12 protein-coding genes, 3 tRNA genes and 1 pseudogene are annotated in these 14,746 nt (G+C 72.6%); 6 read left to right on the top strand and 10 right to left on the bottom strand.

All coding sequences use genetic code 11. The features are described 5' to 3' along the window. Positions 1–36: 36 nt before the first annotated feature. From ACWF9Z_RS31420 to purS, 5 genes are all read right to left on the bottom strand, one after another. Positions 37–828 (bottom strand): sterol carrier family protein, encoded by a 792-nt coding sequence (locus tag ACWF9Z_RS31420; protein WP_453607816.1) that lies wholly within the window; start codon positions 826–828, stop codon positions 37–39. Between the two features lie 43 nt (positions 829–871). Beyond that, complete coding sequence (locus ACWF9Z_RS31415) at positions 872–1,411, bottom strand: hypothetical protein (RefSeq protein ID WP_453607813.1); 540 nt, start codon at positions 1,409–1,411, stop codon at positions 872–874. Positions 1,412–1,533: 122 nt separating this feature from the next. Further along, positions 1,534–3,783: a phosphoribosylformylglycinamidine synthase subunit PurL gene (purL, locus tag ACWF9Z_RS31410; protein WP_453607812.1), complete on the bottom strand. Its 2,250-nt coding sequence runs from the start codon at positions 3,781–3,783 to the stop codon at positions 1,534–1,536. Next, a complete protein-coding gene (purQ, locus tag ACWF9Z_RS31405; RefSeq protein ID WP_453607811.1) occupies positions 3,780–4,460 on the bottom strand; it encodes a phosphoribosylformylglycinamidine synthase subunit PurQ in 681 nt (226 codons plus the stop codon). Before purQ ends, purL begins: the two co-directional genes overlap by 4 nt. Before the next feature lie 2 nt (positions 4,461–4,462). Beyond that, positions 4,463–4,714, bottom strand: a complete 252-nt coding sequence (gene purS, locus ACWF9Z_RS31400; protein WP_008740952.1) for a phosphoribosylformylglycinamidine synthase subunit PurS — start codon at positions 4,712–4,714, stop codon at positions 4,463–4,465. Positions 4,715–5,068: 354 nt separating this feature from the next. On the opposite strand from purS, the gene ACWF9Z_RS31395 reads away from it, so the two are divergent. From ACWF9Z_RS31395 to ACWF9Z_RS31370, 6 genes are all read left to right on the top strand, one after another. Next, positions 5,069–5,386, top strand: coding sequence for a histone-like nucleoid-structuring protein Lsr2 (locus ACWF9Z_RS31395; protein ID WP_453607808.1), 318 nt, complete (start codon positions 5,069–5,071; stop codon positions 5,384–5,386). 85 nt (positions 5,387–5,471) lie between these two features. Continuing rightward, positions 5,472–5,543 (top strand) — tRNA-Gly (locus ACWF9Z_RS31390). A gap of 79 nt (positions 5,544–5,622) precedes the next feature. After that, positions 5,623–5,695: transfer RNA gene (locus ACWF9Z_RS31385), tRNA-Gly, on the top strand. 201 nt (positions 5,696–5,896) lie between these two features. Next, positions 5,897–7,144 (top strand): sensor histidine kinase, encoded by a 1,248-nt coding sequence (locus ACWF9Z_RS31380; protein WP_453607805.1) that lies wholly within the window; start codon positions 5,897–5,899, stop codon positions 7,142–7,144. Beyond that, positions 7,141–7,752 (top strand): response regulator transcription factor, encoded by a 612-nt coding sequence (locus ACWF9Z_RS31375; protein ID WP_330297270.1) that lies wholly within the window; start codon positions 7,141–7,143, stop codon positions 7,750–7,752. Before ACWF9Z_RS31380 ends, ACWF9Z_RS31375 begins: the two co-directional genes overlap by 4 nt. A 22-nt stretch (positions 7,753–7,774) precedes the next feature. Then, positions 7,775–7,847, top strand: a tRNA-Gly gene (locus ACWF9Z_RS31370). A 175-nt stretch (positions 7,848–8,022) separates the two neighbouring features. Here the strand turns inward: ACWF9Z_RS31370 and ACWF9Z_RS31365 are convergent. The 5 genes and pseudogenes from ACWF9Z_RS31365 to ACWF9Z_RS31345 all read right to left on the bottom strand — a co-directional run. After that, a complete protein-coding gene (locus tag ACWF9Z_RS31365) occupies positions 8,023–8,925 on the bottom strand; it encodes a phosphoribosylaminoimidazolesuccinocarboxamide synthase (RefSeq protein ID WP_453607803.1) in 903 nt (300 codons plus the stop codon). Positions 8,926–9,070: 145 nt separating this feature from the next. Continuing rightward, the gene (locus tag ACWF9Z_RS31360) at positions 9,071–10,549 is read right to left on the bottom strand and encodes a N,N-dimethylformamidase beta subunit family domain-containing protein (RefSeq protein WP_453607800.1); all 1,479 of its coding nucleotides are present in this window, start codon (positions 10,547–10,549) and stop codon (positions 9,071–9,073) included. Positions 10,550–10,709: 160 nt separating this feature from the next. Continuing rightward, positions 10,710–12,425: a hypothetical protein gene (locus tag ACWF9Z_RS31355; protein ID WP_453607797.1), complete on the bottom strand. Its 1,716-nt coding sequence runs from the start codon at positions 12,423–12,425 to the stop codon at positions 10,710–10,712. Positions 12,426–12,734: 309 nt separating this feature from the next. Then, positions 12,735–13,988 (bottom strand): phosphoribosylamine--glycine ligase, encoded by a 1,254-nt coding sequence (gene purD / locus ACWF9Z_RS31350; protein ID WP_453607794.1) that lies wholly within the window; start codon positions 13,986–13,988, stop codon positions 12,735–12,737. 60 nt (positions 13,989–14,048) lie between these two features. Continuing rightward, positions 14,049–14,746, bottom strand: a pseudogene (locus ACWF9Z_RS31345) (DNA polymerase III subunit gamma and tau); the annotation flags it as partial.

Here is a 14,746-nt window from a genome sequence, read left to right as displayed (position 1 = left end):
CGGGCTGCGCCCGGGCGGTTCCGCGGGTTCGCCCGATCAGCTCATCAGGGGGAGCAGCGCGGAGAGGTCGGCGCGCTCGCCGCTGGCCCTGACCTGGGCTTCGTCGAGTGCCTCGGCCCAGCTCGTACGGCCCGTCGCGAGCCGGATCCAGGTCAGCGGGTCGGTCTCCACCACGTTCGGCGGGGTGCCTCGGGTGTGCCGGGGCCCCTCGACGCACTGCACCACCGCGAACGGCGGGACGCGGAACTCCACCGCCCCGCCCGGAGCCTTGACCGCGAGGGCGTCGGCCAGCAGCCGGGTGCAGGCCGCCAGGGCCTGCCGGTCGACCGGGATGTCCAGTCCGGCGGCCCGGTTCAGGTCGTCGGTGTGGACGACGAGCTCCACGCAACGGGTGACCAGGAAGTCGGCCAGGGTCATGGTCCCGATCCACAGGTCCAGTACGCGGCTGCCCGGGTTCGCTTCGAGGGCCTCGGCCATGCGGGCGGCGGTCCGGTCGAAGAGCTCGGGCAGCGGGGCGCCCTCCAGGGTCTCCTTGGCCGCCTCGGAGATCTTCCCGGCGAGGGAGGAGGTGGCGAACGGCCACTCCGCGGCAGGCAGTTCGGCGACTGCGGCGGGCGGCCGGGCCAGGCTGCCGGCCAGCGAGTCGGCGATCCACGCGATGTGCGCGGCGAGTTCGGCGACGGACCAGTCCCCGAGCCCGCTCGGCCGGTCGAGCTGATCGGGGCCCAACTCACTTACGGCGTCCCGGACATGCCCGAACTGTGCGAGGACGGCAGCGGTGGTCTTCGCGTGGTCGTAGGTGCGCGGCTTCTTCTTGGCAGGCGGCATGGGCCGACCTTACGCGGCCCGTGGCCGGCCGGGCCGCGCGCCGTCAGACCTTCGGGGCCTCGGGCAGGCTGGTCTCGCAGCCCACCTTCGCCGCCGCCCGCAGGGCCGCCTCGCGGGCCAGCCCCGACAGGAAGCCGGGCTTCCCGCGGCCCGGGCCGTCGCCCACGGTGGCGGCGGTCGCCCGCAGGGCGGTCACTCCGCCGGATCCGGCGGGGCCGGCGCACCGCGCGATCGCCACGACGCCGCGGGTGTGGTGAACGAACCGGCTCTCACCCGGTTCGGCGTCCTTGGAGGCCTCCACCTTGAGGGACGCGAACTCGCGCATCTCCCCCTGGCCCTCGAACGTCACCTCGTGCGACAGCACGCACTCCCACTCCGCCGTGGCGCCCGCCTCCACCCTGGACATGCCGAAGCCCATCACCGCGTCCGGATCGACCAGTCCCTGACAGTTGTCGATGATCTCCGACCGGCTCCGCGCGCGGTCGCCGGAGTTGTCGTAGACGAACCAGCCGCCCACCCCCACAGCGGCGACGATCAACGGCATCCCGACCCCGAGGAGCCACCGGCCCCGGCTCTGCGCCATCCGCGCCCCGTTCCCCCGCCGGACCCGCCACCGCCGTCGGCGCGGGCTCCTTGCCGGAACGGACGAGCCCCCGCCCGGAATGGTTCCGGACGGGGGCTCGGCTCACCAAGAGCGGCGGCTGATCAGGCGAGCAGCGCCGGGATCGTTCCCTCGTGGGCGGTGCGGAGTTCGGTCAGGGGGAGGGTGAACTCGCCCTGGACCTCGATCGCGTCACCGTCCACCACGCCGATCCGGGCGGCCGGCAGGCCCCGCGCGTCGCACATGTCGGTGAAGCGGAGCTCCTCGCTGCGCGGGACGGCCACGATGGCCCGGCCCGCGGACTCGGAGAACAGGAAGGTGAACGCGTCCAGCGCCTCGGGCACCACGATCCGCGCACCGTTGCCGCCGCGCAGGCAGGACTCGGTGAGCGCCTGGATCACGCCGCCGTCGGACAGGTCGTGCGCGGCGTCGACCATGCCGTCGCGCGAGGCCGAGATCAGGATCTCGCCGAGCAGCTTCTCGCGGCCCAGGTCCACCTTGGGCGGCATGCCGCCCAGGTGCTGGTGGACGACCTCGGACCAGGCGGAGCCGCCGAACTCCTCGGAGGTGTCTCCGAGCAGGTACAGCAGCTGGCCGACCTCCGCGAACGCCATCGGCGTACGGCGGTTGACGTCGTCGATCACGCCGAGGACCGCCACGACCGGGGTCGGGTGGATCGCGGTCTCACCGGTCTGGTTGTAGAGGGAGACGTTGCCGCCGGTCACCGGGGTGCCCAGCTCGAAGCAGCCGTCGGCGAGACCACGGGTGGCCTCGGCGAACTGCCACATGACGTCCGGGTCCTCGGGGGAGCCGAAGTTCAGGCAGTCGGAGATCGCGAGGGGCTTCGCGCCGGTCGCGGCGACGTTGCGGTAGGCCTCGGCCAGCGCCAGCTGCGCACCCGTGTAGGGGTCGAGCTTCGCGAAGCGGCCGTTGCCGTCGGTGGCCATGGCGACGCCGAGGTTGGTCTCCTCGTCGATGCGGACCATGCCGGCGTCCTCGGGCTGCGAGAGCACCGTGTTGCCCTGCACGAAGCGGTCGTACTGGTCGGTGATCCAGGACTTCGACGCCTGGTTCGGCGACGAGACCAGGGCCAGGACCTGCGCACGCAGTTCCTCGGAGGTCTGCGGACGCGGCAGCTTGCCCGCGTCGTCGGCCTGGAGGGCGTCCTGCCAGGAGGGCCGCGCGAAGGGACGGTGGTAGGTCGGGCCCTCGTGGGCGACGGTGCCCGGGGGCACGTCCACGATCAGCTCGCCGTGCCAGTAGATCTCGAGCTGCTCGCCCTCGGTCACCTCACCGATGACGGTGGCGATGACGTCCCACTTCTCGCAGATCTCCATGAAGCGGTCGACGTGCTGCGGCTCGACGATCGCGCACATGCGCTCCTGCGACTCGCTCATGAGGATTTCCTCGGGCGAGAGCGTGGCGTCGCGCAGCGGGACGGTGTCCAGCTCGACGCGCATGCCGCCGGAACCGGCGGAGGCCAGCTCGCTCGTGGCGCAGGAGAGCCCGGCGCCGCCGAGGTCCTGGATGCCGGCGACCAGCTTCTCCTTGAAGATCTCCAGGGTGCACTCGATGAGGAGCTTCTCCTGGAAGGGGTCTCCGACCTGGACGGCGGGGCGCTTGGTGGGCTTGGTGTCGTCGAAGGTCTCGGACGCGAGGACCGAGACGCCGCCGATGCCGTCGCCGCCGGTCCGGGCGCCGTAGAGGATGACCTTGTTGCCGGGGCCGGAGGCCTTGGCGAGGTGGATGTCCTCGTGCTTCATGACGCCGATGCAGCCGGCGTTGACGAGCGGGTTGCCCTGGTAGCAGGCGTCGAAGACGACCTCGCCGCCGATGTTGGGCAGGCCGAGGCAGTTGCCGTAGCCGCCGATGCCGGCGACGACGCCCGGCAGGACGCGCTTGGTGTCGGGGTGGTCGGCCGCGCCGAAGCGCAGCGGGTCCACGACGGCGACGGGGCGGGCGCCCATGGCGAGGATGTCGCGGACGATGCCGCCGATGCCGGTGGCCGCGCCCTGGTAGGGCTCGATGTATGAGGGGTGGTTGTGCGACTCGACCTTGAAGGTGACCGCGTAGCCCTGGCCGACGTCGACGACGCCCGCGTTCTCGCCGATGCCGACGAGCATGGCGTCGTTCGGCGGGACCTTCTCGCCGAACTGCTTCAGGTGGACCTTGCTGCTCTTGTACGAGCAGTGCTCGGACCACATGACGGAGTACATGGCGAGCTCGGCGCCCGTGGGGCGGCGGCCGAGGATCTCCCGGATCCGGGCGTACTCGTCCTCCTTGAGGCCGAGTTCCTTCCAGGGCTGGGAGGCGTCCGGGGTTTCGGTGGCGTTCTTGACGGTGTCGAGGCTCATGCGCTGACCAGCTTCTTCAGGACCGAGGTGAAGAACGGGAGGCCGTCGGTGCGGCCCGTCCCGATCAACGGCTCGACCGCGTGCTCGGGGTGCGGCATGAGGCCGACGACGTTGCCCGCGGCGTTGGTGATGCCGGCGATGTCGCGCAGCGAGCCGTTCGGGTTGACGTCCAGGTAACGGAAGGCCACGCGGCCCTCGGCCTCCAGTTCGTCCAGCACCCGCTCGTCGGCCACGTAGCGGCCGTCCATGTTCTTGAGCGGTACGGAGATCTCCTGGCCGGCGGTGTAGTCGCCGGTCCACGCGGTCTCCGCGTTCTCGACCCGCAGCTTCTGCTCGCGGCAGACGAAGTGCAGGTCGTTGTTCCGGAGCATCGCCCCCGGCAGCAGGTGGGCCTCGGTGAGGATCTGGAAGCCGTTGCAGATGCCGAGGACGGGCATGCCGCCCTTGGCCTGCTCGATGACGGTCTCCATCACCGGCGAGAAGCGGGAGATGGCCCCGGCGCGCAGGTAGTCCCCGTAGGAGAAGCCGCCCGCGAGGACGACCGCGTCGACCTGGTGCAGGTCCTTGTCGCGGTGCCAGAGCGAGACCGGCTCGGCGCCCGCGAGGCGGACGGCGCGCAGCGAGTCACGGTCGTCGAGCGTTCCGGGGAACGTGACGACTCCGATGCGAGTGGTCACCGTCAGGCCTCGACCTTCACGGTGAAGTCTTCGATGACGGTGTTGGCGAGGAAGGTTTCGGCCATCTTGTGGATGCGGTCGAGGGCGGCCTGGTCGACCGGTCCCTCCACCTCCAGTTCGAAGCGCTTCCCCTGGCGGACGTCGGCGATTCCTTCGAACCCCAGGCGCGGCAGTGCACGCTGCACCGCCTGGCCCTGAGGGTCGAGGATCTCCGGCTTGAGCATGACGTCGACTACGACGCGTGCCACTGGCACTCCCGTGTGGTGGTTGGTGCGAAGGCGGTTCCCTCAGCGTACCCGGCCAAAATTTCTACGCGGGTAGATATCCTTCCCGCGTGATCGCCGAGCGGATTCGGCTTCACCAACGCTTCGCAAAATCCACCGGAAAACCACGTGCCCGGGATTGCGTCGGGACACGCGGAGAGAATTAACTGGGCTTCGCAATGCAATGAGAATCGGGGTACAAAGGATTCCTCCGATGTCGCGGCATTTTCTGCTGCGCGGCGGAGGCAGAAATCTGCATTGCTCCGAAACATCCACACAGGCGACACCACCGCTCCATCGCAGCACGTCAGCGGGGACCGGGGTCGCGCGAAGGGACCGATATCCGTGGCACAGCGCGTAGTAGTCACGATCTCCGACGACATCGATGGCGGAGAAGCATCGGAAACGGTCGTCTTCGGGCTGGACGGTAAGTCGTACGAGATCGACCTCAATGTGGCCAACGCAAAGAAACTGCGGAAGAGCCTCGCCCCGTTCGTGGCGGCCGGCCGCCGCCAGGCGCGTTCCGGGAAGGCCTTCAAGCACACGGCCATCGCCCCCGACCCCGCGGTCGTCCGGGCCTGGGCCCGGTCACACCAGCTCGACGTCCCGCCGCGGGGCCGGATCCCCAAGAAGGTCTACGAGGAGTACAACGCGGCTCACTGAGAGCCGATTTGCCATCCACCCCCACCGGTCCGCTAGTGTGTGGATCACGCCAAGGGCGCGGCCGCAAGCCGAACCCGAAGGTCGTGCGGGTGTAGTTCAGTAGTAGAACATCCCCCTTCCAGGGGGAAGGCGCAGTGTGCGATCCCTGTCACCCGCTCTGCATCGCTTTACGGACCACGGTCGTGGATCAGGTAGAGTGATGCACGCATCGCACGGCAGTTTGTTGTGTCGCGTGTGCGGACGTAGCTCAGTTGGTAGAGCACCACCTTGCCAAGGTGGATGTCGCGCGTTCGAGTCGCGTCGTCCGCTCAGAGTATGAAGGCCCCGATCATTGATCGGGGCCTTTGTCGTATGTCCGGTCGTATGTCCGGCGGTATGCCCGGCCGCCCGGATAGCCGGATACCCGGATGTCCCGCCTTCGGATGTCCCGCTGCCCCGGATGTCCCGGTTCACGGCAGCCGATGACATGTGTCATGGCCCATCCGGCCGTACGGCCGCGAGACTGTGACCATGAAACTCAGCGGGTGGTGGAAGAACCGCAGCAGCGCGGGGAAGGTCGAGCTGTACACGCGCTGGTCGTTCCACTTCTTCGTGGTCATCGAGATCTTCTCGATCGGGCTGGTCGCCCTGGCCTCCATGGCCGAAAAGACCTCCCCGGTGGTCGGGCTCACCCTCTTCGTCACCGTGTGCGCGCACTCCGTGCTCGTCGGCTTCCTCTCCTCCCGTGCCCTGGACTGGATCGTGGGCCGGCGCGAGCGCCCCGTACGGCTCGCGGTCGTCACCACCACCCTGACCGCCGCCGCGGTGATCGCCGTCCTCGCCGTGCGCGCGAGCGGCCACGCCGGCGACCCGTCGGGGCCCACGACCCTCGTCACGGGGATGACCGCCTTCACCGGCGGCACGCTCACCCTGTGCCTGCGCCAGGTCCGGCACATGCGCTACCTGGCACCGGCCGCCGCGGCCTTCGTCGGGCTGGCCGCGCTCGCCTTCGGGACGTCGGCCGGCGAGTCCGCCGGCACCGCGGTCGCGGTCCTGCTGTCCGGCCTCTTCCTCTGCGCGGCCTGCGGATTCTCCGGATGGCTGCTCACCACCGTGTACGAGCTGGACCGCGCCCGCGAGCTGCAGGCACGGCTCGCGGTGGCCGAGGAGCGGCTGCGCTTCGGCCGGGACCTGCACGACGTGATGGGCCGCAACCTCGCGGTGATCGCCCTCAAGAGCGAGCTGGCGGTCCAGCTGGCCCGGCGCGAACGCCCGGAAGCCGTGGACCAGATGGTCGAGGTGCAGCGGATCGCCCGGGAATCCCAGAAGGAGGTCCGCGACGTGGTCCGCGGCTACCGGGAGGCGGACCTCGCGGTGGAGCTGGAGGGTGCCCGCGGGGTCCTGCACGCGGCGGGGATGGACTGCGAGGTCGAGTTCGAGCAGGGCCGCGAGCTGCCCGCCGAAGCCCAGTCGGCGCTCGGCTGGGTGGTGCGCGAGGCCACGACGAACGTGCTGCGGCACGGCGACGCCCGCACCTGCGTGATCCGGCTCACGGCGGCGCCCTCGGGCACGCTGACGCTGGTGGTGGAGAACGACGGGGCCCCCAAGACCCCGGCCGGGCCGCCGGGCTCGGGCCTCGCCGGCCTGCGCGAACGGCTCGCGGTGCTCGACGGCACGCTGGAGGCCGGCCCGGTCGACGGCGGCCGCTTCCGGCTGCGGGCCGAGATCCCCGGCCCGGCGGGGGCCGGGCCCATCCGAGGACTGGAGACGCGCGCATGAGTCCCGTACGGGTACTGCTGGCCGACGACGAGCACCTGATCCGGGGCGCGCTGGCCGCGCTGCTGGGACTGGAGGACGACCTGCTGGTCGTCGCGGAGGCGGCCTCGGGGCCGGAGGCCCTCGCGATGGCGCGGGCCCACCGGCCGGACGTCGCGGTCCTGGACCTCCAGATGCCGGGGGCGGACGGTGTGAGCGTCGCCACGTCCCTGCGCACCGAACTTCCCGACTGCAAGACCATGATCGTGACCAGTCACGGGCGCCCGGGACACCTGAAGCGGGCCCTCGCGGCGGGCGTACGGGCCTTCGCGCCGAAGACGGTGTCGGCTCAGCGGCTGGCCGAGCTGATCCGGACCGTGCACGCCGGAGGCCGTTACGTGGACCCGGAGTTGGCGGCCGACGCGATCAGCGCGGGGGACTCGCCGCTGACCGCCCGGGAGGCGGAGGTGCTGGAGCTGGCGGGGGACGGGGCGCCCATCGCGGAGATAGCCGAGCGGGCCTCGCTGTCGCCGGGAACGGTACGGAACTACCTGTCCTCGGCGGCGTCGAAGCTCGGCGCCGAGAACCGCCACACGGCAGTGCGTCTCGCACGGGCGAGAGGTTGGGTATAGTAGTTCTCGCGCTACAGCGCATGCGGACATAGCTCAGTTGGTAGAGCACCACCTTGCCAAGGTGGATGTCGCGCGTTCGAGTCGCGTTGTCCGCTCTGTAGTGAAGAAGCCCCCCCGGGCGCCGCGCGGGGGGGGTGAGGGGGTGCGGGGGGGGCCCCGGGCGGGGGCGGGGCGGCTCCGGCGCGCCGGGCCCCCGGCCCCGGGGGGGGGCGGGGGGGGGCCCGGGGGGGCCCCCCCGCGCCGCCCCCCCCCCCACGTCACCGCTCGGCCTTAGGCCCAGTTCAGGCCGGTGAGCCTCTCGTAGGCCTCGACGTACTTGGCCCGCGTCCGCTCCACGACCTCCAGCGGGAGGGGCGGCGGCGGGAGTTCACCCTTGGCGTCCCAGCCGGAGGCCGGGGAGGACAGCCAGTCGCGGACGTACTGCTTGTCGAAGGACGGCTGGCTCCGGCCCGGCTCCCACAGGTCGGCGGGCCAGAAGCGCGAGGAGTCCGGGGTCAGCACCTCGTCGGCGGCGACCAGGGTGCCGTCCTGGTCGAAACCGAACTCGAACTTCGTGTCCGCCAGGATGATCCCGCGGTCGCGGGCGATGTCCCGGGCCCGGGAGTACACGGCGAGGGTGGTCCGGCGCAGCAGCGCCGCCGTCTCGGCGCCCTCGGTGCGCGCGACCTCCTCGTAGGAGACGTTCTCGTCGTGCTCGCCGACCTCGGCCTTGGCGGCCGGGGTGAAGATCGCGGTGGGCAGCTCGGAGCCGTCGACGAGGCCCTCGGGCAGGGCCAGGCCGCACACCGTACGGGTCTGCCGGTACTCGGCGAGGCCGGACCCGGTGAGGTAGCCGCGGGCCACGCACTCGACGGGGACCATGGTGAGGTTCTGGCAGACCAGGGCGCGGCCCGCCCAGTCGGCGGGGGCGCCGGCGGGCAGCTCGGTGCTGACGACGTGGTTCGGGACGAGGTCCGCGAGCTGGTCGAACCACCACAGGGAGAGCTGGGTCAGGATCCGGCCCTTGTCCGGGATCTCGGTGGGCAGCACCCAGTCGGCGGCGGAGATGCGGTCGCTGGCGACCATGACGAGGTTGCCGTCCTCGTCGCGGTAGAGGTCGCGGACCTTGCCGGTGTGGAGGTGGACGAGGCCGGGCACCTGGACCGGCTCGGGCTTTTCGACGAATCCGGGCACGGAGTCTCCCTGTGGTTCTGTACGAGCGCGCCCCCATTCTCCCGCACCTGACCGCGAGCGGGGACAACGGGTCCGGGCAGCCCTCCGCCGGACCCCCGGCCGGTCCCGGACCCCCGGCCGGCTGGTCGGTCCGGGCCGTCCCCGGTCAGTCCCGCTTGCAGATCCGGTCGAGGAGATTGGCCGTGGCCCGCTGGACCCGCTCGTCCACGTGGCCGGGGCGGTCGAGGGCCGGGGACCAGGCGAAGGTGCCGGAGGCGAAGACGAGCGCGCCGCTGGGAGCCCGGTAGAGCGAGGTCTCCTGGTGGCGGCGGTGGCCTTCGCCGTCCTCGTACGGGGAGTGGGCGAGCAGGATCCGGCTCTGGTGCTCGGGGAGCTGCGTGCGCGGGAAGTACCGGTCCGCCTCGCCCGCGACCAGGCCGGGGAGTTCGTCGGTCTCGCAGGCGCCGGTGGAGTCCCAGAGCCAGTGCGTGGCGTTGCGCACGACGAGGGGCGCGGGCTCCGGGACCCGCCCCGCGTACTGGATGCCGAGCAACTGCTGCTCCGGGCGGTCGACTTCCCGCCAGAGGCTGGGACGGCCGGGGCCGCGGCGTTTTCGGCACGTGAGGAGCCGGTCGTCGACGCCGGACGGCGAGGGGGAGAGCTCTACCTGCCAGTACATGGTGTTGGCGGAGAGGAAGACGAGCGAGGTGCCGTGGTCCCGGGCCCGTTCGACGGTGCGGCGCATGGGGGCGGACCAGTACTCGTCGTGGCCGGGGAAGACCAGGCCGCGGTAGCGGGTGGGGTCGACGCGGCCGGCGTGCAGATCGCGGGCGTCGGCGTAGGCCAGGTCGTAGCCGTAGCGCTCGGCCCAGCGGATGAAGTCGTAGGCATGGCCGACGTGCAGGGGCAGGCCGGCCCCGGCGTAGGGCCGGTCGAAGGAGACGGTGATCGCGGCGTCGCGCTCGCCGAGCAGCCGGCCCTCCTCGTCCCAGGCGTGGTAGAGGCTGGCCCCCGTGTGCCCGTCCTCGGGATAGAGGTTGTAGGCCTGCCAGGTGATGTCCGGGAGCAGCAGCAGCAGGTCCGCCGGGTGGTCGTCGCGCACCGTGAACGGGATGTGCGAGCGGTATCCGTCGGCGGTCGTCAGCACGGCCACGTACGCCCCGACGCTCCAGTAGGACGGAACCTGGAGCCGCCAGGACTGCCACCAGTGGTGACAGGAGACGGTGCGGTCCGCCGTGAGGGGCGCGGGCTGGACGATGCCGGAGAGCCGGGGGCTCGTGGTGATCTTGGAGGCGCCGTCGCCGCCGTAGTGGCCGATGCGGTACACGTCGACGGAGAACTGCTGCGGCGGGTCCACGGTGATGTGGAAGTCGATGGCCTCGCCCGGCGCGACGGCTCCGGTGGAGGTGAACCCCTTGATCTGCCGGTGCACGTCGTCGGCGGTCCGGGGGCCTCCGTTGCTCCGGGCCCGCGGGATCTGTCCGGCGGCGACGGCCGGGTCCACGTACCAGGGGACGACCTGGCCGTGGTCGTCGTAGTAGAGCTCGCTGCCCCGGAGCCACGGCAGGGGTCCCTGCCCGAAGGGATCGGTCACCGCGTGCGCGAGCGCACCTGACTCCCAACGCCGGATCTGCTCCGTACCCATACCGCTCCCCTCCCTCGCTCCCCCGAACGCCGCGACCGGTCCCAGCACATCACATAACGCACGCAGCCCGTCACCCTTCGTCGCTAAAAGTTCAGCTGGGGGCCATACTTCGCCCGTAGCGCTGTCCGGGGCCGGCCGTCCTGACGGAACCCCGGGGGACCTAGACCAGCCGGACCGGCTTCTCGGGGCGGACGCCGGTCTCGGCGAGCCAGTCCCGCAGCGGCCCGGGGTCGCCGTCCTCGACGAGCGAGAGCACCCGCGGCGCGAGGTCCGCCCGGCGCTCTCCTCCGACCAGCAGCACGGGACCGTCCAGCCAGTCCAGTCCGGGCGCGGCTCCGGCGGAGTCCACCGCCGCGCAGCACACCAGCGCCAGCACGTGGTCCGCCAGCAGGTCCCGGCCGCTGCGCGGAGCTTCCAGCGGGAAGAGCGGCACCGCGTGCGGGCCGCGCGCGGCACCGGCCGGTACGGCCTCCCGCGCGAGGTCGCCGCTCAGCCGCCCGGCCAGTGTGTCGGCGTTCGCCGCGGTGTCGGCCGGCGCCTCCACGGCCCCTTCCGGAGCGGCGCCCTGGGCGTCGTCCGGGGCATCGTCCCGGGCGCCGTGCGAGGTCCCGGCGGCGGTCGCGGACGGGGCCGAGAGGTAGGCGAGCACGCGTTCCACCGTGGAGGCGGCGGGAGCGGACAGGGCGTCCAGCGCGGACAGCAGCCGGGCCGCCTCCGTACGCCACTTGCGGTCGACGACCTCCTCCGGGTACGCCGCCCAGTCCACCGGGGACCAGTCCGGCCCGGCTTCGGCCGGGCCGCCGTGGAACAGCCGCGCGGCCAGCAGCGAGGCGGCCTCGTCCACCACTCCCGGCTGCTCCAGCAGATCGCACGCCGGGCGCTCGCCCAGCCGCGAGGTGAACCCGTCGGCCAGCCGGTCGCGCCGGGACAGCTCGGTCAGCGCGGAGACCACGCCCGCGTCGAGGCGGGCGGGCCAGCGGCCCATCCGCCAGGCGGGCAGCGCGACACGGGTCAGCAGCCGGTCCCAGCCGGCGTACGCCAGCCCGACCTGCTCCTGGGCGACGATGCGCAGCCCGTAGTCCACACCCTGTGCGCGTTCGGAAGCGGCGGCGGCGACCCCGCGCTCCATCTCGGCGGCGTCGACCCGGCACAGCCGCAGCAGCACCCGGGCCGGGGCCCCGATCCAGCCGAGGAAGCGATGGTTGCCCACGTCCGCGGCGGCGTCGAGGCCGCGGACGAATCCGCGGGCATCGGCTATGTCCGGGTGCGCGGACGGTCCCGTACCGGCGACGACGGGGGCGAGGACGGCGCGGAGCTCCGCGACGCGCATCCACCACAGGAACGGCGAGCCGATCACCAGGACCGGCGCGGCGCCGGGCTCCGATTCCGGAGCGGGCCGTGCGATCGTGCCGCCCGGTCGGGCGGCCCCGCCCGATATGCGCCCGCGGGCACGGCGGTGGGCCGCGTGGGTGCGGTCCTCCAGCCAGCTGTCGCAGTCGGGCGTCAGGGCTATCGCGGAGGGCGCCGGAACGTCCATCCGGTCCGCCAGGTCCCGCACGAGCCGGTAGAGATCGGGGGCGGAGGCCTCCGACAGCGGCACGGTCGGGGTCACGGCGGGGCTCGCCCGCAGGACGACGGCGGCGAAGGTCCCGCCGACGAGGAAGACGGCCGCGGCGACCAGGCACACGGTGAGGGTCACCGCCGGCCAGGGGTCGCCCAGGAGCCGGCCCGTCATCCGGGCGGCCACCAGGACCACCGCGAGGGCGGCGGGCAGCAGCCCGACGGCCAGGGCCCTGCTGCGCACGCGCAGCACGGCCAAGGCGCGGGAACGTGCGGACGGTGTGCCCGCTTCAGCGATCGAACGTGTTCCGGACACGGCCGGACCTCACCCCCTTTGCCCTGCGGTGGCGTTGCTCACTCCCCCACTGTGACACCCGCCTCTGACATCGCAATGCCGGTGGGCCAAGTGCCCCAACGAGAGCCGGAACGCATGCGCCGCACCATAGTTGGGGCGGGCCCGGCCGTCAGGCAGACCGAGGGACGATCACCCGATGGAATGGCTTTGGGTAAAGGTGGGTGCGTTCGAACACGACGGGGTGCACTCGCACGCGGATACGCCCGCGGGCCCGGCCGCACCAGGTGCGCACCGGACCCGCGTCCGTGGGATCCCGCTGTTCAGCGGCGCTCAGACGCCTTCGGCGGCCTTGGCCGCGATGTCCGTGCGGTACTGCGAGCCGTCGAGCCTGATCCGCTCGACGGCCTTATACGCCCTGGTCCGGGCCTGTGCCAGGTCGGAACCGGTTGCCGTCACCGACAGCACGCGGCCGCCCGCGCTGACGACCGCGTCGCCCTCGCTCCGGGTCCCGGCGTGCAGCACGTACGCGTCGGGGGCGTCGTGCTCGGCCACCTCGGCGAGGCCCTCGATGGGGTCCCCGGTGCGCGGGGTCTCCGGGTAGTTGTGGGACGCGATGACGACGGTGACGGCCGCGTCGTCGCGCCAGCTGAGCGGGGGCTCGGTGTGCAGGGTTCCGTTGGCGGAGTTCAGCAGCACGCTCGCGAGCGGCGTGCGCAGCCGGGCCAGGACCACCTGGGTCTCGGGGTCGCCGAAGCGGGCGTTGAACTCGATGACCCGCACGCCGCGCGAGGTGATCGCGAGGCCCGCGTAGAGCAGCCCGGAGAAGGGGGTGCCGCGGCGGCGCAGTTCGTCCACGGTCGGCTGCAGGACGGATCCCATGACCTCGTCGACGAGCTTCGGGTCGGCCCAGGGGAGCGGGGAGTACGCACCCATGCCGCCGGTGTTCGGGCCCTCGTCGCCGTCGAGCGCGCGCTTGAAGTCCTGCGCGGGCTGGAGCGGCAGCACGGTGACGCCGTCGGTGATGGCGAAGAGGGAGACCTCGGGGCCGTCGAGGAACTCCTCGATGACGACGCGGTCGCAGCGCAGCGCGTGGGCGCGGGCGGCGGCCAGGTCGTCGGTGACCACGACGCCCTTGCCGGCGGCGAGGCCGTCGTCCTTGACCACGTACGGGGCGCCGAAGGCGTCGAGGGCCGCGTCCACCTCTTCCGGGGTGGTGCAGACGTGGCTGCGGGCCGTCGGGACGCCGGCCGCGGCCATCACGTCCTTGGCGAAGGCCTTGGAGCCCTCCAGCCGCGCCGCTTCGCCGGAGGGGCCGAAGACGGGGATGCCGGCCGCGCGGACGACGTCGGCGACGCCGGCGACGAGCGGGGCCTCCGGGCCGACGACGACCAGGTCGGCGCCGAGCTCGGTGGCGAGGCGGGCGACGGCTTCACCGTCGAGGGCGTCGACCGGGCGGAGCTCGGCCACCTCGGCGATGCCGGCGTTGCCTGGTGCGCAGTACAGCGCGTTGACGTCGGGATCGAGGGACAGAGAGCGGCACAGGGCATGTTCGCGGGCGCCGCCGCCGATGACGAGGACCTTCACGGCATGAAGGGTAGCCCGCGCTCCGGATTCCCTTTCGTGCGGGCCGCCAAGTCGGACGCCTTATTCGTTCGTGTATTCCTCTACAACCGTGGCTCCGAGCTCGCGCACGATGAGGTCGTGTCCGGTCAGCGCGGAGTCGACGAGGTCGGGGTCGTCGTCCTCCGGTACGTCGTCCTCGGGCGCGACGGGCGGGGGCCCCTGCCGCACGGGGGGCTGCTGCGGCGCGGGCTGCTGGTACGCGGCCTGCTGCTGCGGGGGCTGCGCCTGCTGGGGGGCGGCCGGGGCCTGCTGGACCGGCGGCGGGTTGTAGGCGGGCGCGGGCGGAGCCCCGTAGGACGCGGCGGAGACCGGTCCGACGGGCTGGCCGCCGCCACCGACGACGGCCTCGATCTTCCAGTTGACCTGGAACTGCTCGGCGAGGACCGCCTTGAGCACGTCCTCGCTGCCGCTGCTCGCGAAGTTGTCGCGGGCGCCGGCGTTGGGGAAGCCGAGCTGGAGGGTGGCGCCGTCGAAGCCGGCGACCTGGGCGTTCTGGCTGAGCAGGATCCAGGTGAAGCGGCGGCGGTTCTTGACGGCTTCCAGGACGGACGGCCACATCGCCTGGATCTGCCCGGCGCCGGCGGCCATGCCGGGCGTCGGGCCGGAGGCGGCCGGGGCGGGCGCCGCCGCGCGGGCGGGGGCCTGGGGCGCCGGGGCGGCCGCCGCGGAACCGGGGGCGGCGGCGCTGGGCCAGGCGCCGGCGGCGGGGGCCGCAGGTG

The organism is Streptomyces sp. NPDC054961 (assembly GCF_053609145.1).
The sequence above is the reverse complement of the archived record's forward strand: the minus strand, read 5'-3'. Positions and strand labels throughout refer to the sequence as shown.

What these genes read in the sequence shown, in the direction of transcription:
- ACWF9Z_RS31415 (WP_453607813.1), bottom strand. Translation starts at nt 1,411, where the DNA reads ATGGCGCAGAGCCGGGGCCGGTGGCTCCTCGGGGTCGGGATGCCGTTG.
- ACWF9Z_RS31420 (WP_453607816.1), bottom strand. Translation starts at nt 828, where the DNA reads ATGCCGCCTGCCAAGAAGAAGCCGCGCACCTACGACCACGCGAAGACC.
- purL (WP_453607812.1), bottom strand. Translation starts at nt 3,783, where the DNA reads ATGAGCCTCGACACCGTCAAGAACGCCACCGAAACCCCGGACGCCTCC.
- ACWF9Z_RS31375 (WP_330297270.1), top strand. Translation starts at nt 7,141, where the DNA reads ATGAGTCCCGTACGGGTACTGCTGGCCGACGACGAGCACCTGATCCGG.
- ACWF9Z_RS31360 (WP_453607800.1), bottom strand. Translation starts at nt 10,549, where the DNA reads ATGGGTACGGAGCAGATCCGGCGTTGGGAGTCAGGTGCGCTCGCGCAC.
- ACWF9Z_RS31380 (WP_453607805.1), top strand. Translation starts at nt 5,897, where the DNA reads ATGAAACTCAGCGGGTGGTGGAAGAACCGCAGCAGCGCGGGGAAGGTC.